The following is a 24580-nucleotide window of genomic DNA, read 5'->3' on the forward strand; positions in this document are numbered from 1 at the left end:
TTTTAGCGGATCAGTCTGGACAACAGCGCGGCCATCTCTGCCCGGGTCATGCTCCGCTCGGGGGCGAAGGTGGTGGCGGTGGCGCCCTCCACAATGCCTTTCTCCTTCAGCCTGTTGATGGAGGCGGCTGACCACAGGGATACCGGCACATCCTGAAACACGGTGGATGTGGCCTTTTGGCTGCTGCCCGGCCAGATTACCCGGTCGATGAGAGCGGCTGCTTCCCCGCGGGTCAACGGCTGGTCGGGCCGGATGGTTCCGTCCGCGTATCCGCTCAGAATCCCGGCGGCGGCAGCTTTTTGCATGACTGCATACGCCCAGTGGGTGGCAGGCAAATCCTTAAATACGGGAGCTGCCGCCGCGCCTGTACCGGAGCTGCTGCCGGAGCCTGTGCCGTATGTGCTGCCGGTTACCGTAGAGCCGCCTTGGCTCACCCCGCTGCCGGCCGCCGCTGGCTCAGGCAAGGAAAACTGCCGTTCCAGCATGGTGACAAACTCCGCCCGCGTCAATGCCCGCTCGGGATAATATTTCCCGGCTTCGCCCTCCAGTATACCCTTGTTCTTCAATTTGAGAATGGCGTCATTGGCCCAATGGGAAAGGGGAACATCCGCGAAAGCGCCCGGCTCCTCCATGGGCTTATAGGCTTCAATGCCCTCGGCAATGCCCGCGGCCAGCTTCTGCCGGAAGTCCGGGTCCGCCAGATTGGCGGCCTCCCCCGCATTGGACAGGAAGGCGGTTTCCACCAGAATGCTGGGAACCGAACCCATCCGGGCCACATAAACGGCGGAGGGCACCAGGCCTCTGTCCACCGTACCGGCGCTTTTCACCATGGCGTCCTGCACCAACTGGGCCAGCCGTTTGCTCTCCGGCGTAAGCGCCGCCATGGCATCGCTTGCGGGATAGCTTGCTTGCGGGTAATCTTTATCGTAATAGAGCACCATGCTGCCGCTAATGGAAGAGTTGGTATGGGCATTGGCATGCACCGAGACAAACAGGTCCGGAGCCAATCTGTTGGTAATGGCCACACGCTCTGCCAGGGACAGGTAAACATCGGAGTCACGGGTAAGCAAAACCTCGTATCCGCGGCTCTCCAGAATCGCTTTTACCCGTTCCACCACATCGAAATTGACCGTCTTTTCATATAAACCGTTTACACCTACCGCACCCGGATCGGAACCGCCATGTCCGGCATCAAGAACAATCTTAACCGCCTCGGCCCAAGCCGGGGCTGGTTGCGCAATTGCGAAACCGAGGATAAGAAGGCCCGTAATCATTTTCCTTGAACCCTTTAGCAATCCGGCCCACCTCCAATCTCTATATTACTAGGCCGGGAACCTGTTGATAAGAGGAAAAAGTTGCAAAATAGCACAATGTGTCGACAATCGGTTTTTTCCTCGTCCGGAAGACCGGATTCCGGAATGGACGCGGCTCTTCTTTTTCTTTAAAATGGGGAAGGATAAACATCCAGGGACGGAGTGTTTCGATGAAAAAGAACGGGTTGACTCTCATATTGTTTTTGCTGCTGGGTTTAGTGGCGGCCACTATCGTATCCGGTCTGCTGGAGCCTGTGGATGCAGCAGCTTTTTTTCTGCGCACCATACCGGTCAATTGGCATCCGGCGGCGGATTTGAAGTTTATCAGATATGATTTTTTTATTGAAATCAAGCTTAATATCCTCAGCCTTGTGGGCATCGCGGCGGCCGTCTGGCTGTACAGGAAGCTGTAAATAAGGAGGAGACAGATGACAGGAGTGGGTAAAGTGGCGGAAAACAACAGTTTGGCGCTGGTGCTGGCGTCCTCCTCGCCAAGAAGGCAGGAGCTTATTGGGCTTTTGAAGCTGCCCGTGATGGTTAGGGCCAGCAATGCGGATGAATCTGTGCCGGAGGCGTGGGCGCCTGCCAGAATTGTCGAGGAGTTGTCCCTGCGCAAAGCCCGGGCTACAGAAGAAAGTCTGGCACAAGAGGGCATGGGACCTGCTCCCGCGCCCGAATCTTGGGTGATTGTGGGCTCGGACACCATTGTGGTGGTGGATGGCAAGGTATTGGGCAAACCTGCCGATCAAGAGGAAGCATTCGGGATGCTTGCCAGCCTCCAGGGGCGGGAGCATGAGGTCTACACCGGCGTAGCCTGTATCCCCGGCGGCGGGCTGCAGGATGCGCCTCCGGCCGTAAGCCATACGGTCAGCAAGGTGATGTTCAGCCCCATGAGCGAAGGCGAAATCTGGGCGTATGTCCGTACCGGCGAGCCCATGGACAAGGCCGGAGCGTATGGGGTGCAGGGAATGGGGGCGCTGTTTATCGAAAAAATTGAAGGTGATTTTTTCAGCGTGATGGGGCTGCCGGTGAACCGGCTGTATCAGATGCTGGCAAGTGGGATATTAGCCCGTTTTAAGCAAATGAATGGAAGCGAGTAATAGCAGAGCATGCCGCGGATTGACTTTTCCAATGCTCTCCTATATGATGAGAAACAAATACGTTTCGAGAGGATGGTTTTCATGTTGGTATTATCTGTAATGGTGATTTTCAACTGAATAGTTGAGAGAGGCTTGCCTGGGGAGAAGCAGGATAGCGCCTGCTTGTTTCAGTCTGCCTTTCCAAGAACGCTTGAGGTGCGGCTTGCCAGCGTTTTTGAAATGACGCCTTACAGAATACTCCGTGATAACCATTTGAGTTATACAGCATATTGACCGGGAAGCGGGTTTTTCCCGGGATTTTGCGGAGTGCGATGGGCTTTTTCCGTTGCGCTCCTTTTTGTATTTCTCCGAATTGTTATATCTCCCGGCCTTATACCGCCTACCGGCGGCATACCTGGCTGATGCGCCCGCAGGAGTATTCTGCCTGCTTTCAGATCTGTTCTGAGAGCCGGGGCAGTCTCTCGTGCGGATTTTTTGCATCTCATTATCCAAGGGAGGTTAGTTCATTGAATCAGAATTATACACTGGAGTTTCATACCGTACTTGTACGTCTCGCCGGATTTGCCATGTCGGAAGGGGCCGGAGAGAAGCTGCTCGCGCTGCAACCGTCCTTAAATGAAAGCCAATGCAGAAACAATATGCACGAAACAACGGAAGCGAGGAAAATGCTGGATGCCGTGGGCAATCCTCCTCTTGCTATGATGAAGGAGCTAGACCCAATTTTAAGCATGGTACGACAGGGAGTGATGCTTTTTCCCGAGCAGCTGGTGAGCATCTCACAATTTCTAAGCTCCTGCAGACGGATGAAGGCCTATCTGAGAAAGTCGGAATTTCTGAACGTGGATATCGCTTTCTATGGGGGGGCGTTCCATGAATTGAACGAGCTCCATGCGGAGATCGAACGCTCCATCCGCAATGGCATGGTTGACAGCAGCGCGTCCCCTGCCCTGCATCAAGTCCGCCGAAAGCTGGAGAATGCCGCCGCAGCCGTAAAAACCAAGCTTGCCGATATTCTCCGCCGCAATAAAGCGTGGTTCGCCGACGGATACGTAACCACCCGTTCAGGCCGATTCGTGCTACCGGTGAAAAAGGAATACAAAAACCAGGTGGATGGAACGGTTATTGAAGCATCGGGCACGGGCAGCACTTACTTTATTGAGCCTGCGTCCGTCAGGAAGCTGCAGGATGAAATAACCGCCCTGCAGCTGGAGGAGGAGGATGAGATCAGAAAAATCCTCTGTGCCCTCACTGCGCTGGTTGAAGAGCAAATCGTGGAAATCGAGCAGAACAGGGGACATATGGAAACCCTGGATTTCATTTTTGCCAAAGCCAAGCTTTCCGCGCAGATGCAGGCGATTCCCGTGCCGCTGACAACCGACCGGCGGATCATCATTCGGCAGGGCCGTCATCCGCTGCTTAAGCAGGAATCCTGCATTCCGCTGGATTTTCAGTTGGGCGGCGATTATCAAGGGATTGTCATAACCGGGCCCAACACCGGCGGGAAAACCGTTGCGCTGAAAACGGTAGGGTTATTGTCGCTTATGGCGCAAAGCGGTCTGCATGTTCCCGCGGCTGAAGGAACCTCCTTTTGCATGAACAATGCCGTTTTATGCGATATTGGGGATGGGCAGAGCATAGCGGAGAACCTGTCCACCTTTTCCTCCCACTTGACAGGCATCATCCAGATTCTGGAGCGTACTACGGATGAAACTCTGGTGCTCCTTGATGAATTGGGCTCCGGCACCGATCCTGCCGAGGGAATGGGGCTGGCTATCGCCATTCTGGATGAGCTCAGGCGCAAGAACTGCCTGTTTGTAGCTACGACCCACTATCCTCAGGTCAAGGAATTTGCCACGCAATCCAAAGGATTGATCAACGCCAGAATGGAATTCGACAGGGACACCTTGAAGCCGCTGTACAGCCTGAGCATCGGAGAAGCCGGCGAGAGCTGCGCCCTGCACATCGCCGAGCGTCTGGGGTTTCCGCCCCATATGCTTAAGCGTGCGTATGCGGAGGCTTACAAGCCAAATGGAACACCCCTGCCGGAAGAAGCCCATCGTTTTGACGCCAACGCCGCCGTGGACGCGAAGCCCGGGAGACCGGCGGTTCCCCGACTGAAGAAGGATGCCCCCCAAAAAAGTGTGCAGCATGGCGGACAGAAGTTTCAAATCGGGGACAGTGTAACGGTTTATCCGCAAAAGGAAATCGGGATCATTTTTAAGCGTTCGGATGAAAGAGGGATGCTCGGCGTGCAAATAAAGGGAAAGAAGCAGTTCATTAAACACAAGAGGCTGAAGCTGCTTGTTCCGGCAACGGAGCTGTATCCCGAGGACTACGATTTTTCCATTGTGTTCGACACGGTGGAGAACCGCAAAGCAAGACACCGGATGGAAAAAGGACATCAGCCGGGATTAACCGTAACATATAAGGAGGATCACGACTCATGATGATTCAGACTGCCCATCTCACAAATCGTGATACAATGAGTTGATAGGGTATCGAGCAACTGCTTCATCCTAATAATGGAGAATTCCGAAAATGGGGAGTAAATCGCTATGCAAAGACCACATGCTGCAGCAATTTGGACACGGCCATGCATTTGAGCTTCGATGAGGTCCATTATCAGGTGGCGGCGGAAGGGCTGACCATCCGGCTGCTGCCCAAGGAATATGCGCTGTTGGCCTTTCTCTACCGCCACAAGGGCCGCCCTTTCACACGGGAGCAGCTGCTGGATCGGGTATGGCCGATGGAGTACCCGGTGGAGCGGACGGTGGACGACCATGTGTACCGGCTGCGGAAGAAGCTGGCTCCCCTGCAAGGCCTGGAGATCCGGACGGTCCGGGGCCAGGGCTACAGCCTGACGGTGAAGGACAGAGGGGATGCTCGGGATGCGGCTCCCGCTGCCCGGGACCCTGTCCTCAATCAGGCCATGCGGGATGTGTTTGGCAAGTATCATCAATACGGACAAGGCCGTTCCATGCTGATCCTCGCCCGGCAGCAGGATGTGCTGGGTTATGAGCTGGACCCGTTTTATGCCGTTTATCTGCATTTTGTCCAGGGGGATGCAGCATGGCTGCTCAGGACGCAGGAGTATCCATGGAAGTCCCGCTTCTATTTTTTGCTCATGTTCTATATATACACCGGCGATCCCTCCCAGAGAGTGGCCTATTGCGAAAAGGTGCTGGAGCGGGAGCTTTTGCCCCGGGAGCAGCATATCGAGCTGGAAATCCTCAACATTGCGGATTTGTATATTCTGGACGGACAAACCGGCAAAGCCCTGGAGCGGCTGCGCCGGACAGAGCAATTTATCGCCGAACATCCGGATTATGACAGCTTTCTTCCCCACACGGCAATTGCCCTCATGTTGGCCCACGTGGCGGCAGGAAGCGGGGATGCTGTAATTGAGAAGCTGGCAGACCAGTTGGAAACCTCCATATTGGCCGATAGGCCATTTTTGCGGGAGGCGGGCAGCTTCCGGGTAGTGATGGGAATTTGGAGGCTGAAGCAGTGCAGGCGGGAGGAGGCGGAGCGCCTCTTGGATGAAGGGCTTTCCGTGATGGAGAAAAGCGGATTTGTCCCCATGCAGCTTCACGCCCTGCACCGGATTGTCCATTTCCTTGACAGGTGGCCGGCGGGTGAAAAGCTTCAAATGAAATACAAGGCTCTGTTGGCAGACCTCGTTGAGCAGCTGCTGGGAAAAGGATTGCTCCAGGCTCTGGATGCGGCGATGCAACAGGCTTTGGCTGCCGATTGATTCGCGCTTCTCTGACGATCCTCTGATATTCCGCCGCTATTATAAGATTACAGTGTGCCGTTACAGGCAATGTGATTTTATGGAGATGCGGAGGAAACAAGATGTCACTGGCTTTGCAGCAAGAAAAAACACCCGTGGGCCTGCTGCGCAACAAAGTGTATATCCGGGTGTACAGCGCATACGCGGCGGCGGTTTTTGGCGACTGGTTCGATATGCTGGCCATTCAGGTGCTGGTGGGGTACCGCTGGCAGGCAAGTCCCCTGATGCTGGCGCTGATTCCCGTAGCCAACGCCCTTCCCGGCATCCTGCTGGGCTCTGCCGCCGGGGTTGCCGCAGACAGGCTGAACAAGCTGAAGCTGATGCGGCTCTGCGATTTGGCAACGGCAGCGTTGACCCTGCTGGTGCTGCTGGCACCGAATATGGCGTGGCTCCTTCCGGTATTGACTCTTCGCGCCGCGGTTTCGGCGTTGAATGTGCCGGCGCAGCAAGCGCTAACCCGCCGTCTGGTGAGAGAGGACCAGCTGCTCCAGGCAACCTCCCTGAACGGAATTGTCAATCAGGGTTCGAAAATCGCCGGGCCGCTGCTTGGCGGCGTTGCCTTGTCCTTTCTGTCTCCCCACTGGTGCATTGTGCTATGCGCTTGCTTCAGAATCGGCTCCTACGGACTTCTGCTGACCGTCAAAAATGCGGACGCGGCCAAGGCGCACACGGGAGAAACGGACCATACTCCATCCGCGGAGCAGCAGACGCTCCGGGCCATGTGGAAGGAAGGCTGGAGCTTTATTTTCCGCAGCAGGCTGCTGCTGTTCACCATGCTGTTCGGACTGGCGGGAGCGATGGCCATCCAGTTGGTGGATTTTCAATTCACCAGCTTGTTCCGGGTTATCGCCCCGGACCGGGAAGCCATGCTGGGCTGGTTGGTGGCGGCTGCAGGGGCGGGCGCTGTCCTTATGATTGCGCTGATGAACCGTTGGAACCGTTCGGCCGGGTACGGGTGGAAGCTGGGCGGCGGTTACATGCTGATCGGCGCGGCTATCGGGGGTTTGGGGCTGCTTCCGCAGGGCAGCGCTATCCTGCCTGTGCTCGTCCTGGGGTTTGTGATGGGGATGGGAAACGGCGTATTTATGGTAACCTTCAATTATTGTCTGCAAAAAGAAACCCCTCCGCATATGACAGGACGCGTATTCGGCATCCAAAGCACCGTGTTGGGAGTGGTGATGATTGCAGCGCCTTTGCTGGGTGGGGTGCTGGTGCAGGCAGCAGGCCCCGGGCGCATTTTCCTAAGCCTGGGAATCGTAATTGCTGCCATTGGCCTATCGGGCATACTTTTCGGAAGAGTTTTCTGGCCGAAGTCCCATTCTTGAATGGGGCTTTTTTGCTTTTTGTCAATAGAAGAAAGTGGAATTGGTTGGTTTGTAGAAATTTGTTGGAAGAATAGACAAAATGGAATAATATAGATAGATTTGATAAATATTTTTCAGTATAATAAGAATGTTTAATGAATTGGAAAAAATTTATTCATGGAGGATGAGAAATGAGAGGAAGAATGAAAAAAACGTCGTTGACCCTGTTGGTGTTTGCATTGATGTCTATGTTTGCCTTGGTCCCTGCTTTTGCTGAAGAGGGCAGCAAGGCTGTAAGCGTTTCCGACGATCAGGAGATCAACATTTCCAATTTTGTAAAGCAGGAGAAGGTAAACGGGGATGCCGATCTGTATATTGTAAAAGCGGAGGCCCCTATTTTCTTCGATGGTTATAAAGATTATGGCCACCAAGGCGTGACCTCTTATCCGCAGGCCCAATACAAGGATGGGACTCTTGAATTAGGCGAAGGCGAAGCAGTGGAATTTGTGGAAAAGTATTATGTTGTAAAACAGAATGATGACTTTCCGGGATACATGACCGAGCTTCCCGAAGGGTTTGACGGCGAATATTTTATGGCTGCCGGCAACTTTGCCGTTCTGGACAAAGACGGCTTCTATGAAGTATCCTATGCTTCCGGTCCCGCTGCCGAGATAAAGAGCTTTTTTGTACAGGTAACCGGTGCAGCGGATGTCTCCAATATGGAGCCTGCCGAAGAGCCGGCGGAAGAGCCCGCGGAGCAGCCTGCCGAGCCTGTGAAGAAGCCGGAGCTGAAGCCGGCAACCGCTGTTCCCACCGCCTCCAAGGTTGTGGTCAACGGTAAAGAGGTCGCGTTCGAGGCTTACAATATTGACGGCAACAACTACTTTAAATTGCGCGATCTGGCCAAAGCGGTTAACGGCTCCGAGAAGCAATTCGAGGTAGGCTGGGATGAAGCCAACAATGCCATCAGCCTGACATCCGAAGCCGCTTATACATCCGTTGGCGGCGAGCTGGAAGCCTCCGGTGTGACCGGCGAGCAGCAGGCTGCTCCCAGCAGCTCCAAGCTTGTACTGGATGACGAAGCGCTGGAGCTTGGCGCTTACAACATCAACGGCAACAACTACTTCAAGCTGCGGGACATTGCCCAAGTGTTCAACATCGGCGTAACCTGGGACGGCACGCTGAACACCGTAGGCATCAATACAGCCATCGAATATGTAGCTGAAGAGTAGGAATTATTTTTACATAAGGAGCGGTGCCACTGCGGCGCCCTCCTTTTTTTGCATCGGTCAGGCAGGTACGCTGCTGTTGCGGAACTCAGCGACTCTTATGGCGGCGAAAGCGGGAGTGTGGAGGATTAGCGGAACTAAGAAACCGTTACATCCCTGATGCGGCGAAAATGAGGTAGAAATGAGGCTGCAGCGGGGAATAAGAGCTTCTCAGTTCCGTTTAGGCGGGTATAAGCGGCAAAAGCTGCTTTTAAGAGTCGCTCATTTCCGCTACGCTCTTTCAGGCGCAGAGAGGAGATGTGAGCGCATGCCATTTTTCGGTGCAGGGACCAAGTTGGGATGCAGATCAGGCCGGCAAACGGTGGCCCACAACGTAAAAAGGGCATAGCGGTGTTCCTCTGCCAGGTTTTTCTCGCGTGGGGAAGCAAAACGGTAAAAAATGATCATGGAAATGGAACCGTTCCTTGGCCTATGCTGGATGTGATGCCGGAAGGGCATCTGTGCTATGATGGTCCTGGCGCAAGCATACCACGAAAGGAACTGCTGCTTCATGACATTCCTGCGGCGCATCAACCGGCTTTACCGAAAAAAATGGATTGTATTCGCCCTTTTATTCTCCACCATCCCTATTTTGGTGTTTGGGCTATTCATGTATGTAACCGGCTCCCGGCTGATCAACAATGAGATTGAAAACGCTTCGCTTTCCTCCATCGGCCAATTGAAAGAACAAGTGGACATTATCATCAGCCAAGTGGAGCAGTTCTCGGGTCAATATGCGCTCCAATCCAATGCCATGGAATTTACCCGCGTCGGACAAACGCCTTCCCTTCGCTCGATGCTTCTGACCAATGAGCTTAACCAGGATCTGGTGCGTTTCGTTTCTTCCATGGAGTCTGTTCATTCCGCTTATCTGTATCACATTCCGCAGCAATTGGTCATCACCAATCTGCTGATTACCTCCCTTCAGCCGGAGGAGCGGATGGAATTTGCTTCGCCCTTCAAGGATGTGGGATGGATCGACGGCCTGAAAAAGGCGGCTGAAGCCCACTTGCAGGAATATTGGGTCATTCCTCGTTACGTGCAGGAAGGACAGGGGGAAACCAAGGTGCTCACCTATGTGCGCCTCTTGCCGCTGTTTTATGATGAGCCCAAATCCGCACTGGTGATTAATATCCGGACCAACTTTATCGGGGAAATCATCCGCTCCTTTCCCCTTAACACCAAAGGGGCGCTGATGGTTTTCTCCCGGGAGGGGGAGTTGATCACCGCCGTCGGGGACACCTCGGGCATGTCGGAGGAGGTTTTGGAGCAGCTGAAAATCCGCCACTTGGCAGGGGAACAGGAGGACGGCGGGAAGGAATCCTTTTCCCTCCGGCTGGCGGACGGCAGCACCTCCGTGGCCACACTGGACCGTTCCGCCAAAAAAGGCTGGACCTATTTGATGCTGGTTCCCTCCGGGGCGGTCTCCCGGAATGTGGAGCTGCTCAAGCATCTGGTGCTCCTCTTGACCCTGCTGCTGTCTGTGGCCGCCGGCATCCTGTCGTTCTTCAGCTTCCGGCCGTTCCGCAGGGGAATCCGGCGGATCGGCGATATTTTGCTTAACCGCGGCGGCAAGCTGGGCGGTGCGGGACAGCAGCCGGCCTGGGGGGAGGAGCCTGACCAATTCGGCCACATCGAACACCGCATCGCCCATCTGTTCGATGAGGTGGAGGAGGTCCGGGAGCAATGGCGGGAGCAGCTTCCGCTTCTGCGCAGCCATTTTCTCCTGTCGGTGCTGCTGGGCCAGCGCAGGTCCCTGGAGCGGCTGTCCGTCCCGGGAACGGACGAAATGCAGGTGTTTCCCCATAAACGCTTCTGCCTGTATTTAGTGGAAATGGACGACGGCGGGGAGGAGGCGCGCTTCCGCCGGAAGGACCGGGATCTGTTTTTGTACGCCGTATCCAATATTGCCAAGGAGCTTTTTATGGGCGGCTGCACGGTGGAAACCGTCCTCACCCGCAGGCAGGCGGTCATCATCATGAACTACCCGGAGGATTGGGAGCCGGAGGAGCTTGTCCGCAAGGCAGATACGCTGCGGGCCCTGATTCTGCGTTTCCTGAAGCAGACCGTTACCATTGTCGTGGGCGAAAGCAAGGATTCGCTGGAGGAGCTGTCCCCTTCCTTTATGGAAAGCCAGGAAGCCTTCCAGTGGCTCCGCCAGGGCAACCAGGTGCTGAGGGTCCGGCATGCGGCCAATCCCGACCAATTGGCGCCGTATCCGGAGGAATTGGAGCAGCAGCTGGCCGATCATCTGGCAGGCGGCGAATATGAGGAGGCCTGCCGGGCTGCCGACAGTTTTTTCCGGTATATGGACCAGCATGAGCTGCCTTCCGCCCTGAGGAAAAACTACTCCCTCCAGCTTCTGGTTTCCCTGATGCGGCTGCTGCAGAAATACGAGACTGCCGGCAATAAGGCCTTTTCCGGCCGAAACCCCTACGGAGAGCTGCTGGTTTTGGAAAGCGGCGTCCAGACGTTCCACTGGTTCCGGGATGAGTTTCTGAGGCAGGCAGCGGAATTTCTGGACAGCCTCAAAAAAAGGCATGTCAAGGAAGCCGTTGCGCAGACACTGGCCATTATTGAAAAGCATTACGCCCAGGATTTATCCCTTCAATTGGCCGCGGATATGCTCCGGATGAATGCCTATCAGTTGAGCAAGCTGTTTAAGGAGGAGATGGGGGAAAACTTCATTCAATTTGTCACCCGCTACCGGGTGGAAAAGGTCAAGGCCATGCTGCTTGAAACCGAATTGACGGTCTCCCAGATCGCTGAAGCGGTGGGATACAGCAATGCCCAGCAGTTGATCCGCGTCTTTAAGAAGCTGGAGCATACGACACCCGGGGAGTTCCGCGCCGCCCGCACCGGCGCTTCCCCCTGAACCCCGCCCAACACCATAAACCCGCCGCATCCCTGCGGACGGGTTTTTTTGCGGCTATCCGCGACTGTGCAGCCCTTCAGCTCCCGGCAAACACCGTGCAAAAAGTGAATATTGAGGTGGAATCGCAGACGGGGCTACGATAGTCTCACACAACAAATCAAGAGGTGAGACTTGAATGACTACGGAATCCGACGCGTCTGTCCAAGCGCATGCCGGCCTGGTGAAGCCATGGAAGAAGCGGCTGCGCAGATACGCGGATCATAAAACGCTGCTGCTTATGCTTCTGCCGGGTTTTTGCGTGTTCCTGCTGTTCCATTATGTGCCGCTGTACGGAATTACCATTGCCTTTAAGCAGTTCCAGATCAGGGAGGGCATTCTGAACAGTCCCTGGGTGGGACTGGAGCATTTCCAGCGGCTGTTCGCCGGGGACGGCTTCTCCAATGCCATCCGCAACACGGTGATTATCGCCCTTCTGAAGCTGGTATTTGTTTTCCCGGCTCCCATCATTCTGGCGATTATGCTGAACGAGGTGCGCAGCGGATGGTTCCGCCGTTTGGTCCAGACGGTGTCCTACCTGCCCCATTTCTTCTCCTGGGTTATTCTGGCAGGCATTATGTTTACCTTTCTGGGTACGGACGGCGCCTTCAACCACGTCATGTCCCTGTTTGGACTGCCCCAGCATAACTGGCTCCTGGAATCCGGGAAATTCTACGGGATCATCGTCATCACCGCCATCTGGCAAAGCGTGGGCTGGAGCTCCATCGTCTTCTTCGCGGCCCTGGCCTCCATTGATCCCACCTTGTACGAGGCGGCCATTGCCGACGGAGCCGGACGGTGGCGCAGAATCTGGCATATTACCCTGCCGGGTATTGCGCCGACGATCATCATCATGCTTCTGATGTATATCGGGCATTTCCTGTCCGTGGGCTTCGATCAGGTATATAACCTGACAACGGCCACAACCTCGGATGTGGCGGATATTCTGGATACCTATGTGCTAAGGCGCTTGCTCACCATGGATTACGAGCTGGGGGCCGCCGCAGGCATTTTCTCGTCCGTCATCGGCTTGGGCTTGGTGATGCTGGGCAACCGGCTGGTCAAGCTGTATGACCGGGAGCAAGGACTATGGTAAGGAGGAATCAGAAATGAAGCGTTGTGCTGGCGATATTGCCTTTGATTCGGTGAATTATATGCTATTGTTCTTTCTGGGGTTAGCCACCCTCTATCCTTTCTTGTACGTATTGGGCGTGTCCTTGTCCAGCGCCCAGGAAGTGAATGTCATCGGCCTGCGCCTGTTTCCGTCGGAACCTACGCTGGAGGTATACCGGAAGGTGCTGGAGAGCTCCAAGCTCTATTCCGCCTACATGTACACCATTATCCGGACGGTGCTGGGCGTCAGTCTGACGGTGTTTCTGGTAACGCTGACGGCTTACCCGCTGGCCAAGAAATCGCTTCCCCACCGGGGACTGCTGATGAAGCTTCTGGTGTTCAGCATGCTGTTTAACGGCGGTCTGATTCCCAGCTATCTGCTGATCAAAAACCTGGGGCTTATAGACAGCATCTGGGCGCTGGTGCTTCCCGGAGCGGTGGGAGCCTTTAATCTGATCATTGTCCGCAATTTCTTCGAGTCCATTCCCGCGGAGGTGCTGGAATCCGCCCGTATGGACGGAGCCGGGGAGATGATGATTTACGCCCGGATCATGCTTCCCCTCTCCATTCCCATACTGGCCGTCATTGCCCTCTGGTCGGCGGTGAGCCACTGGAACGCCTGGTTTGACGCCATGATCTATATCAATGATACCAAGAGACAGGTGCTGCAGCTGTTCATCAGACGGACGGTTCTGGAAAATTCCGGAACCATTGTGGATGACCAGGCTATGCTGGACCCGGCCATGATTACTCCCCAGAATCTGAAGGCGGCGCTGATCATGGTGGTCATGCTTCCCATATTGTGCGTATATCCGTTTATTCAGCGGTTTTTTACCAAAGGAATTATGCTGGGCTCCGTAAAAGGTTAAAATCACGGTATGCGGTCCTTGATGACTTCACATACATCATCCATTTTTTAAGGGAGGCTTATATATGGGATTTAAAGGGGATCAAACAAAATCAAGCTGGCTTGCGGGAACCGTGACGGTGCTGCTGGCCGCCAGCGTGGCCCTGGCAGGCTGCGCCAAGGATTCGGACTCAAAGGGGAACACAACCGCTTCGCCGGGCGCTTCGGCAGGGGCTGCGGCGACTCCGGTCCAGCCCATGGAAATCAACTGGATGCAGTATCCTGCCATTTTCGAGAAGGGCGCCTACGGCTTCAAGTACATGGAGGACACCTTCAACATCAAGCTGACCCACTATTCCCGTTCCTGGGAGGAAGCGGTGCAGAAGCAGCAGCTCCAACTGACTACCAACGACATTCCCGATGTAATGTTTGTGAATGATCCTGCCAATCTGTTCAAATATGTCACCCAAGGCCTGATCGCCGAAGTCAAGCTGCAGGATATTGAGAAATACATGCCCAGCTACAAGAAGAAGATGGATGAGTTTGCGCCACAGGGCTGGGCTTATACAAGCCTGCAGGGGAAAAATTACGGCATTCCCACCTTCTACTGGACGGGCCAGTTCAACGCCAAATCGTTCTGGCGGACGGATCTTCTGGAGAAGGCGGGCATCACCAAAATACCCGAGACCATTGACGAATATACCGCGGCCTTCGAGGCGCTGAAGAAAATCGGCGTATACGGCATAAGCACTAACGGCAAGTCTTATTACGGCATGTTTCATACCATCTTCGGCGCTTATGGCGTCATGCCCACACAATGGGTCCTGAAGGACGGCAAGGTGGTGAACGGGGCCGTTCAGCCGGAGGCGAAGGAGGCCTTGGGCAAGCTGGCGGAGTGGTACAAGGCGGGTTATATCGAGCCTGATTTCGCCACCGGCGCCGACTTGAACCCCAAGTTCATTTCCGGCAAATACGCGCTGTACGACACGGGAAACCCCGGCTCTATAGATGAATCCCAGGCCAACTCGCTGATCAGCTCCATCAAGAAGGTGAACCCGGAGGGCAAGATGGAGATGGCGCCCCTGCCCAAGGGACCGCAAGGAAAGTCCGGAGGCTGGGCCTGGGGAGGAGCGGGCAATATCTGGGCCTTCGGCAAGCAATTGGAGAAGGACCCGGCCAAGATGGCCAGAATTATGGAGATTATCGAAAAGATCACCACCGATGAGCAGGCCTTCATTGATCTGGGCCTTGGCGTGGAAGGCAAGCATTGGGCCTATAACGATCCTGCGCTGAAGGGGGCAGGGGGAATCAAGGTGTTGCCGCCTTACAACGACAAAGCCCAGAAGCAGGCGGAAGGGCTGTCCGATACCTTCGGCGTCACCCTGTGGGGTGCCCAGACTTCACCGGAGCTGTATGAAAAATATACTAAGAAAGAAACCCTGGAGCTCTTTAAAAAATATAATGCTCCCGTTGTGGACCTCTTCGGCAAATCGGATGTGCTGCCGTCGGCAGGCAAATATTTCGCTGATCTGCAGAAGCTGAAGATGGAAACCTACGCCCGCATTGTCATGGGAGAGCAGCCGCTGTCGTACTTCGATGAATTCGTCAAGAAATGGAATGAAATCGGCGGCAGTATTCTGGAAAAGGAAGCCAATGAGTTTTATCAGAGCATGAAGTAATACGCGGACTGGACAGCAAGATGGGACGGCGCAAAAAGCGGCAGGCATCAAGCGCCGTCCCTTATCCGGTTTGTGGAATCTCTTTGGTTGAAAAGGAGGCTTTGATGCAGGTGACCAGAAAAGCGGGAATGCTGCTGTTGGTTTTATCATTGCTGCTGGGAGGCTTTTCGCTTCCGGATGCGGTCAAGGCGGCGGAAACGGTTCACGCAGTCTATATTTCCAGTGATACGGAAACACAGGGCAACTGGGTGGGAGTTTACGGAGCCGAAGGCTACGTTCTGCCTTTCTATTCCACTACACGGACCACCAGCGGTCGGGATGATCCTTTGGCCGAGGACGTGGCCGATCTTCCCGATTATGTCAGCAGCTACAGCCGGTCGGGAGCGGTATCCTATTGGGTGGAAAGCCAGCAGCCGGATGTCCGTGCCCTGCAGACTCCCGACAGGATCGGGCGCAAGAAGATTACAGTCTACGCCGGCACGAATTTCACGTACAGCTTTCAGTTGAGCGACAGCGAGCCTCATTTGTTTACTGTCTATACCACGGATTTTGGCAGCAGCGAAACCGTTGCGGAACGCTTCGAAATTCTGGATTCCGGCAACCGGGTGCTTGAGGCTGTTGATGTGGATACCATCAACGGAGGCAAGTATGTAACCTTTCAGGTGAGGGGCAGCTTCAAGTTCAAGGCAACCAAGCTCAGCGGCTTGAGGACTTACGCCTTGGGATATTTCTTTGACGCGGCCGTACCCAACCGCATCTCAAATGTAAGCGCACATAATTTGCCGAGGCGGCAGGTTGGAATCAATTGGGAAGACCCGGCGGCGGGAGAAACCGTGGTGTTAAGAAAGGGGCAGGGGGAAGGAGAGTTTACGAGAATCGCCCAAACCGGGCAGGGCGTATGGTCTTATACGGATACGGACTTGGCCCCGGGGGCTGTCTATGAATATGCGCTGCAAACCGTGGGCTCCCACGGCAAGCTGCTGTCGGCGCCTACGGCTCCGGTTTCCATCCAGATTCCACAATATGAAGAAACCCGGCTTTCGTTCTCCAGCGTCTCATATACCGTGTATGAGCCGGGGCTGCCTGTGACGCTGGCGGTTTATCTGACTGACGGGGGAGGAGCTCCCCTTGCCGGACGAACGGTGCATTTTTTACTGCAGGGAGACTATGTGGGCACATATGTGGAGCCGGACATGGGCAGCTCCGCCACCGGAGCGGACGGCGCCGCCCAACTGGTCTACACATCTCCTTATGCCGGGAGCTATACCGTTGTTGCCGCAGTTCCTCCGGATGATGCACAATTCCGCAACGGAGCCGAAGCTGAGGCCGGTCTGACTGTCAGGGACAAAGCCTGGGAGAGTGCGCCGGTCATTCTGAGATCATCGGACGGAGTCAAGCCTGGGGATCTCTTCTCCATCAGCGGACATGGCATGCAGGCCGGAGAGGAAGGGCAATTGCAAATTGCTGCGGAGCCTTGGGGCACAGCGGGCCAACTGCCGTCGGAACAAGCCTTGCTGCTGGATATCGTTCAGCAGGATGATCTGCGGGAGCAATTTCTTCAGACCCTGCTGCCGGAAAGTGCGGCCCCCGGCGTCTACCGGCTATGGGTCAAAAACGGCTACGGCTGGAGCCCGCCGGTGGAGCTGAATGCACCCCGCCCCTTGTTCATTTCCGAATATGAGGTGTTCGAGGGGCTGTTCATCGATCTGTCCGGCCGCAATCTGATGGCGGCGGAATTCGGCGTGTCCGGCGTGACAAAGGTCAGGCTTGCCAACGGTGCCGGAGCGGCCTGGGACGTGCAGATTACGGAGCAATCGCCCTATTCCCTGCGGTTTGGGATATCCTCCGGCGTGCCTTTGGGAACCTATCATGTGGAGGTATCCAATGACGGCGGCCTTACCTGGCACGGGCTGCAGAGCGGGCAGGAACTGACGGTTCTCCCCAAGGGAGAAGATCCGTTGGGGCTGGGAGTGGCATGGGCCGCCAACTTTAACTGGTCGCAGCAGTTCAACGCGACTGATTACGGCGCTGTTGCCGATGACGGAGAGGACGATACGGATGCCATTGCCGCTGCAATCCAAGCGGCCAAGCAGGCCGGCGGGGGCGTGGTGCGTTTCCCGACGGGCTCCTTCCATGCCACGGTTATTCAGATGCCCAGCCGGATTGTGCTGATGGGGGCCGGCGCAGAGGAAACGCTGCTGTACCACATCGGTGGCAAGCAGAATTTCATCCAAGCGGCGGGTGACGGAAAAACGGAGGGAAGAACCGGCATAGCCAGACTGGGCATTCGGGCAGCGGATGAGAATATGTATCCCGACGCGTTCATCTGGCTGGGGCAGGATTGGGGCAGTGCGGTCAATGATTTGAGCCTGAGAACGGCCAGTGAGATTTTTGCCTTCGAGACCAGTCTGGAATATCCGGTGTTGGAGCCCGTGGATACGGCAGGCGGAAGCGGAAGAGGGCAGGGCATGCTTGTAGTGGGCAAGGAAAGATTTCTGTACAAGAATAATCGGGCTGTCGGCTGGGCGGCGCAGTACAACCGCATTTATATCAATCAGTACGCCCTTTCCTCCGGCAATTACGCGGAGTACAGCTTCAGCCAGATGCCGATTACAGGCGACTATACCTTCATCCGGGACAATGAGTTTGTGATTCGGGGCGAGGCTGATGTGGAGGTTCATGGCATCGGCGTCAAATCCAACAGCCATGTGGAAAACAATATTGTCCGCACAACCGGCAAGGATCAGAAGACAACCTACCATAATGACGGCGAATCCATCTTTCTGGAGATGCCGGGAGCATACTTCGCCACGGGGAATGTGCTGGGGGCCACCGCCAACAGCATTGCGCTGGCGCCTGTCCAACCGCTGCCGCTGCCCATCACTTTGCGGAATGGACGGCTGGCGGTGATCATTGTGGACGGCACCGGTTTGGGGCAGTACCGCAATGTGGAATTTGCCGGAGGCACGACCTATGCGCTGGAGCAGGCCTGGGATGTAATTCCGGACAGCACCAGCAAATTTTCCCTGATTGCGCCCAATGACAATGTCACCATATACCGCAACCAGACTATCGACGGACAACGGGGCATCTGGCTGTACGGCAATGTGCTCGATGCGGCGGTGGCCGACAACAAGCTGGTGAATACGGACGGTATTTATATCGCATCGACTGCGGTGATCTCTGCCAATCGGTACACGCCGACTCATTTCATCAATGTCAGGGGCAATCTGCTGCTGGGCACTCCCGGTGACGGCCATGCCTCCGGCATTATCGCTGTATCCCAACGCAACGGAGTGGCCGGGCGGTATTATGCGTCCGGAATCAACGGCGTTGAAATCCGCGACAATTATCTGTACGGCAGCCAAATTCCCACATCGACGCCAAGGCATCAGAAGTACTCCGGCATCGTGTCTTCGGCGGCTACCCTCTCCAGCGACAGCTCTCCCGTATTTACCCCCGAAGACCGGGATAACGTCAATGTCATTATGGAGAACAACCGGCTGGAGCATATGCTGGAAGGACTTTATCTGATGAGCGGATTGTACGGACATACGGCCAGAGGCAACCAATTCGCCGACGTTTTGCACCCTGTATATGAGAAATACGGGGAGGGAACCGCACGGCTGCTGATGCTGCCCGACCCTTTCAGGGATCAGCGGGCTCCTTTCTGGCCGGCTCTCAGCAAGCTGAACGCGGAGCCTGCGAACGAGGGCAAGGTCAGACTGGTCTGGGCGGAAGCGGCGGACAATGTGGACGTAGCCCAATATAAGATTTACCGGAACGGAGTTCACCTGGCCACTGTGGAGCAGGGGCAAACCGAGTATGAGACGGTGTCTCTTGAGGCGGACACCCTGCACCACTTCCGGGTAACGGCGCTGGATGCGGCGGGGAATGAAAGCTTTACTTACATTGGGGCGGCGGTGAAAACCCCTGCCGTCCCCTCCGCACCGGCAGGCGGGGCCGGTGGGTAACAAGGGAGGTGCAGGAATGGATCTGTTTTACCCGTATCGGACACAGCCTCCTCTGATTCACTCTGTTCTGGAGGAAAGATCGGAGGATGGCATTCGCGTGACGGAGCTGCTGTTTCACAGTATGGAAGGGGAGTTTGATGGAGAAGGAATTGCCCCCTCTCTTGTTTTTGCGGTGTTTGCCGAACCGGAGGATGCACCGGCAGGCACACTGCCCGGCATGCTGATCTGTCACGGGGGAAAAGGGAGGGCGGAGGCGGCCAAGGCCGTGGGATGGGCGCGGCAGGGGTACGCGGCCATTGCTCCGGAATTGCCGGGATGGGCGGACCCCGGACAGATGAGAAGCGCCTCCCGTTACCGGGGGCAGCCCTATAAGCGGAACCGGTTCACAACGGCGCCGGCGCTGACCTCCTGCGGCGTGTACGACTCCGTTGCCGCAGCATTGGGCGCTTTTCAGCTGCTGCGTTCCCGCTGCGCCACCGACCCGGCCCGCATGGGCATTACGGGAATCAGCTGGGGAGGATACCTGGCAACTCTGCTGTGCGGGTATCTGGGGGAGCAGGTTCAAGCGGGGCTGGCCTTATTCGGCTGCGGCCATTACGAGGCCGGGACTGTATTTGCCGCCGAGCTGCAGGAGCGTCCGGAGGAGGAAAGGCGACAGTGGCTGAAGCATTTTGACGCCGGGGGCCATATATCCGGCATGAGCGCAACCTTCCTGATGCTCCCGGCCACCAACGATTCCTTCTTTTATCCGCCGGCGGCAGAGACTACCTTCGCCGGAATCGGCTCCCGCCATAAACGGCTGTGCTACGGACCCGGGACCGATCACAACTTCGGTTTGCCGGGAGGCTCCATGGAGGAGGGGGGACCATTTTATCTGGCTTTGGAGCCCGCTTATTTCAGGATCGCTCTTGCCGGGAAAACGGAGCGTCTTCCCTCCGTTGAAGCCGTGCCGGGATCGGGCGGCGCCTGGATCATTCGCTGGAACGCAGGCTGCGCCGCTCTGAAGGAGGTGTGGGCGTACGGTTCCAGGGAGGACGGCCGGATTTGGCCCGAGCGGACCTGGATCAGACTGGAGCCGGGTGGACAAACGGAGGCGGAAGGGTTCGGCGAAGCCCGGTTTGCGCCGCTGTGCCGGGAAGAGGATGGGGTATGGTTTGGCGGAGCCACCTTTTTGCTGAATGAGGAAAGCGGCGGTTCGTCCTTTTTCCACGTTACCACCACGATGCAGGCTGCAAAAAACGTTGAAAGGGAATAGCTATCACGAGATTGCCCGAAAGGCTGCCGGAAAGAAAGTGAAGGCAGCCGGATAAGGAGATTTATGGGAACGATTGTATACGAGCTGAAGGAGCGGCTTCATCATCACAGGTATTCCTGGCCCTTGTCCATGGTGCGGTATCCTCTGCGGTTCGGCCCCGGTGAAGCGCATCTGGGCAGCTTCCGGCTCATTGGCCCCGGCGGGGTATCCTGCGCCATGCAAATTATGGTCAAAGCATCGGAAGGGGAGTATCTGCTGGAAGGGGAGCTGGTGTTTCTGACGGATTTGCCCCGGGGAGCGGTGTACCGGTATGAGCTTCACTATGAAGCTTCCGCACTGGATCTGAAGGTCGAGACTGCTTGCGCGGTTCAGCCTGTGTCGGTCAGGCAGGAGAATGGCGGAACGGCGCAGGCGGACAACGGCCATCTGCGGCTGTCCGTGGTGCAGCGGGAGTTGGCCGGTCCTACCCGGCAGGAATCCGGCGTTGCGGGAGGGGAGCGGCGCTCGGCGGTATTTGCCTTGGCTGCCCCGTCCGGAGAGGAGTTGGCCGTGGCCTCCCTGCACACCTCCTCGCCGGTTGAGCTTGTATCGAGCCGCTGCACCGCGGCGGGACCGATTCTCTATGAGCAGTCCGTGCAGTACCGTTTCGCCGATGGAGGCAGCTATCTGCTGCGCCTGCGCCTGATTGCCGGAACGGAATGGATGGAAGTGGAGGAAGAAGTGGATGGCGGCGGATTTGACACAGGCGCTCCGGCCCGCCTGGAACTGGTGTGGCACGGGCTGGAGCCGGACCGGCGCTACACCCAATACCGGGGCAGCGAGGCGATGGACGCTTATCTGGAGCCGGACGGAGCGCTGCCTTACATGCTTCTGCCCTTCGACAGCTGGCGCTCCTGGCACCGCTGCAAAACAGCCGAGTTTGCGGATGACCGCAAGGGGCTGGCCGCAGGGATATGGGTGTATGACGCGGTGAAATGGAACGACGGCGAATATGCCTTGTGGCGCTCTTCGGATACATTGGCAGTCCGCTTCCATTACCGGAGGCAGGAAGTCTGCAACGGCAAAAGGCTGGTATGGACCTACCCCCTGTCCAAGGGGACCAGATGTACGGCCGTCGGATTGTATGCCCCTGCCCGGTGCAGGCCGGAGGGCAAACCGAATGAAGGGGGAACCGCCGGCAGCGGGGAAGCGGATGGCGCTTATGTGGATTTCCTGTGGCTGTGGCATACGCTTATCCCCTTGGACAAGGTAAAGGACTGGGTGCTGGACTGGGAGGAGCCGCAGGCGCAGTATCCGCTGCTGTTTGACCCGGACCGGCTGCCCCCCTCCGTGGAGTGGTGGTATTATGAGCGTTACTGTCCGCCTGTGCCCGCGGATATGGAGGAGATTGTGGAGAAGCTGTCCTACAGCTTCAACCAGGTGATGCTGTCCTCCCCGGTAACCAGCCGGGAGTTCAGCTCATGGGTGCCCATCTTCGATATGGCGGCCCCCTCCATGACTGCGGAGCAGTTTGACCGGCTGAAGGCGGCCAGTGTTTTTATGGCCTATGTCCGGGAGGATGAGAATCTGATGCCCACCCGGAATATGCTGGCCGGGCATCCCAATTTTCTCGCCGACATGATGATGGTGCCGGGGTACATGGCGGCGTTGTTTCCCCATCATCCCCACGCGGAGCGCTGGATGCTCCATGTGGAGAGGGCCCTTGCCCTCAATCTGAAATATCATGTCCGGCCGCAGGTCACAAGCTGGGGGGCGGAGGGCGGCCGGTGGACGGAGAATCTGGGCTGCTATGTCTGGGCCGCCCTGGTGCCCATGGTGCGCACTGCCTGGGCGCTGCGCAAGGTTCATGGCCTCAACATTCTGGCGAACCCCGCCCTGCCACCCCTGGCCCGGTGGCTCCTGGACAGCATGACCGCGCCGGTGGCGGGCGTGCGCACCTATCCCCCGCAGGGGGCCCATTCCGCAGCGCATCTCGATCCCCTGCCGGCCCCGTATATTCTGCGGGTCCTGGGGGAGCTGCTGATGCAGTATGAGCCGCTGCTGGGGGAGCATCTGCTCTCTGTATGCCCTGCCGACGCACCCGGCTTCGAAAGCTCGGGAGGGGATGTATGGCGGCAGATGCTGGACAGCGGCTGGAAGGATAACCCGGGCACGCAGCCCGGCTGGCAGTCCCGCAAATATACCGGCTACGGCTATGTGCTGCGGTCGGCGGGAGGGACCCCCTCGGAGATGTCGGTGCATGTGCAGCAGATCGATGAGGGCCCCAACTACCGCTGGGGCCGGGCCGCAGAGGGCGGCTGCGGCACCGTCTACTACTATGCGGAGGGAAGGCGGTACAGCTATAACCGTCCGGAGGATATCGGGGACGACAATATGGGGGACGGGGAGGCAGGCTGCAGCTTTGCCGTGCTGAAGGGCCATGAATATTGCAGCATCGGGCGCAATGAGCTTACCGAGCCGCTTTGCGATGCGGACTTTGCCCAATATGCAGTGCTGCTGGCAGGGCCCCGGTCTGCGCCCCAATACCGCTCCCGCAGCGTGCTGATGTCGGGCAATGACTATGTCGCCATCTATGATCAGGTGGCGGATATGCGGGTGCGGGGCCGCTTCTCCTGGTTCACCCGCACCGGGGAGAAGCCGCCCGCCATCTATCAGCTGAAGCCGGGGGCGGCAGGCGTGCCGGTGAAGCCCGCAGGCCCGGTGGACCAGCCGCCTGTTAGCCCCGGCCAATACGCCGCAGGCAAGGCAACCGGCTATCCCGACGGCTCAAGGGGGCAATATTTTGACGGCTTCGGCGATTTTCTGACCCTGGTCACCCACCGGGAAAGGTGGCAGCCCCAGCTGCTGGAGGCCAGAGGCACGCCCTACGGGGCCAAGGTGGTGCTGTGCGGCAGAACCGACCATCTCTTCCGTCAAGGGACGGAGATCCGCCACGAGGAGGAGGGGCTCCTGTTCCACGGCACCGCCGGGATTATCCGGGTCCATGGACCGGCTTGGGCGGAGGCGGCGCTGTTTGCAGGCAGCCGCATCGGCGCGGAAGGAGTTGCCGCTGCGGTAGCGGGGGAAGACGGCTTGGGCTGGAAGGGCTGCTTCTCCTTTGTTCTGCGGGGGCAGGCCCTTCATGGCCGCTGCCAGGCGGCGGCTGCCACCCGGATCAGGCTGGATTTGGCCGGAGGGCTGACGGGCCGCTCCTATCGCCTTACGGTGAATGGCCGCGACCATTCCTGGACCGGCTGCGGCAAAGACGGCCGGGTGGAGTTTGTTTTGCCGCCGGGAGCCTGCGGCTGGGAGTGGACCTGCGGGAAGGCTGCCCCGGCAAGCACGGAAATCCTCCGCTACGAGGCAGCACCGGGGCAGGCCGAGGTTTTCTGGACTCCGGTGGACGGGGCGGATGCGTACCGCGTGGCCGCGAGCAGCGATGGGGGACAGAGCTGGCACATGCTGGAGGAGCCCGTCCGGGGCGCCTCCTGCCGGCTTGGCGGAATGGGCGGCGGCTGCGGTAAGCTTCATGTGAGGGTCAGAGCCGTCCGGGATGGGCTGGACGGCCCGTGGAGCGGGCCATATCCCGTGTATCTGACGGCGGACCCTCCCCCGCCGCCGGACGGCCTGCGCCTGAGCCGGACGGAGAGCGGCACCGCGGCTTCCTGGGGGATGGTGCCGGGGGCGGCGGGCTACCGGCTGTACCGGAGGGCGGGGGGCGAGAACCGCCGGTGGGAGCAGGTATACGAAGGCCCGGAGCGGTTCTGCGTTATCGAATGCGCGGCCGGAGCGTGCCTTGACGGCGGCGGGACAGGCGATGAATACCGGGTATCCGCATTGAACGGCAATGGGGAGGGCCTCCCCTCCCGGGCCCGCAATACCCGGGAGCAGGCGGACCGCGACCCCAAGCCGGAGGAGGGCTTCCGGCGGTATGTGCGCAGCCATGAATACGGCTACAGCGGCTACGATTACCGGGAGCAGGCGGCCCGGCCCGATCTTCCCCCTTATCCGCAATAAAATATGAACCGGCATGAGAAGAGGCTG

Annotated in this window: 14 protein-coding genes; 13 read left to right on the top strand and 1 reads right to left on the bottom strand. The window is 57.4% G+C overall.

The genetic code is table 11. The annotated features are described in order from the left end of the window. Positions 1–2: 2 nt before the first annotated feature. Positions 3–1274, bottom strand: coding sequence for an N-acetylmuramoyl-L-alanine amidase (locus tag DQG13_RS00585; protein ID WP_113017424.1), 1272 nt, complete (start codon positions 1272–1274; stop codon positions 3–5). A gap of 209 nt (positions 1275–1483) precedes the next feature. On the opposite strand from DQG13_RS00585, the gene DQG13_RS00590 reads away from it, so the two are divergent. The 13 genes from DQG13_RS00590 (at position 1484) to DQG13_RS00655 (ending at position 24553) form a co-directional block, all read left to right on the top strand. Further along, entirely contained in the window at positions 1484–1726 is a 243-nt protein-coding gene (locus tag DQG13_RS00590) for a DUF4321 domain-containing protein (RefSeq protein WP_113017425.1), read from the top strand. A 15-nt stretch (positions 1727–1741) separates the two neighbouring features. Then, complete coding sequence (locus DQG13_RS00595) at positions 1742–2413, top strand: Maf family protein (protein WP_113017426.1); 672 nt, start codon at positions 1742–1744, stop codon at positions 2411–2413. 506 nt (positions 2414–2919) lie between these two features. Then, a complete protein-coding gene (locus DQG13_RS00600) occupies positions 2920–4860 on the top strand; it encodes an endonuclease MutS2 (RefSeq protein WP_113017427.1) in 1941 nt (646 codons plus the stop codon). A gap of 134 nt (positions 4861–4994) precedes the next feature. Then, a complete protein-coding gene (locus DQG13_RS00605) occupies positions 4995–6167 on the top strand; it encodes a winged helix-turn-helix domain-containing protein (RefSeq protein WP_258525390.1) in 1173 nt (390 codons plus the stop codon). A gap of 101 nt (positions 6168–6268) precedes the next feature. After that, positions 6269–7531 (top strand): MFS transporter, encoded by a 1263-nt coding sequence (locus tag DQG13_RS00610; protein WP_113017428.1) that lies wholly within the window; start codon positions 6269–6271, stop codon positions 7529–7531. Positions 7532–7701: 170 nt separating this feature from the next. Next, positions 7702–8742 (top strand): stalk domain-containing protein, encoded by a 1041-nt coding sequence (locus tag DQG13_RS00615; protein WP_113017429.1) that lies wholly within the window; start codon positions 7702–7704, stop codon positions 8740–8742. A 547-nt stretch (positions 8743–9289) separates the two neighbouring features. Beyond that, positions 9290–11653: a helix-turn-helix domain-containing protein gene (locus DQG13_RS00625; RefSeq protein WP_113017431.1), complete on the top strand. Its 2364-nt coding sequence runs from the start codon at positions 9290–9292 to the stop codon at positions 11651–11653. A 175-nt stretch (positions 11654–11828) separates the two neighbouring features. Beyond that, on the top strand, positions 11829–12785 hold the full coding sequence (locus tag DQG13_RS00630) for an ABC transporter permease (RefSeq protein WP_113017432.1): 957 nt from the start codon (positions 11829–11831) through the stop codon (positions 12783–12785). A gap of 13 nt (positions 12786–12798) precedes the next feature. Beyond that, entirely contained in the window at positions 12799–13671 is an 873-nt protein-coding gene (locus DQG13_RS00635; protein ID WP_113017433.1) for a carbohydrate ABC transporter permease, read from the top strand. A 64-nt stretch (positions 13672–13735) separates the two neighbouring features. Further along, positions 13736–15328: a type 2 periplasmic-binding domain-containing protein gene (locus DQG13_RS00640; protein WP_113017434.1), complete on the top strand. Its 1593-nt coding sequence runs from the start codon at positions 13736–13738 to the stop codon at positions 15326–15328. 104 nt (positions 15329–15432) lie between these two features. Then, positions 15433–19302: a glycosyl hydrolase family 28-related protein gene (locus DQG13_RS00645; RefSeq protein ID WP_181592486.1), complete on the top strand. Its 3870-nt coding sequence runs from the start codon at positions 15433–15435 to the stop codon at positions 19300–19302. Between the two features lie 16 nt (positions 19303–19318). Next, positions 19319–20557, top strand: coding sequence for an alpha/beta hydrolase family protein (locus tag DQG13_RS00650; protein WP_113017436.1), 1239 nt, complete (start codon positions 19319–19321; stop codon positions 20555–20557). Between the two features lie 63 nt (positions 20558–20620). Then, the gene (locus DQG13_RS00655) at positions 20621–24553 is read left to right on the top strand and encodes a hypothetical protein (protein ID WP_113017437.1); all 3933 of its coding nucleotides are present in this window, start codon (positions 20621–20623) and stop codon (positions 24551–24553) included. Positions 24554–24580 lie beyond the last annotated feature (27 nt).

The sequence above is a fragment of the Paenibacillus sp. YN15 genome (genome assembly GCF_003285005.1).
Classification (GTDB): Bacteria; Bacillota; Bacilli; order Paenibacillales; family NBRC-103111; genus Paenibacillus_AR.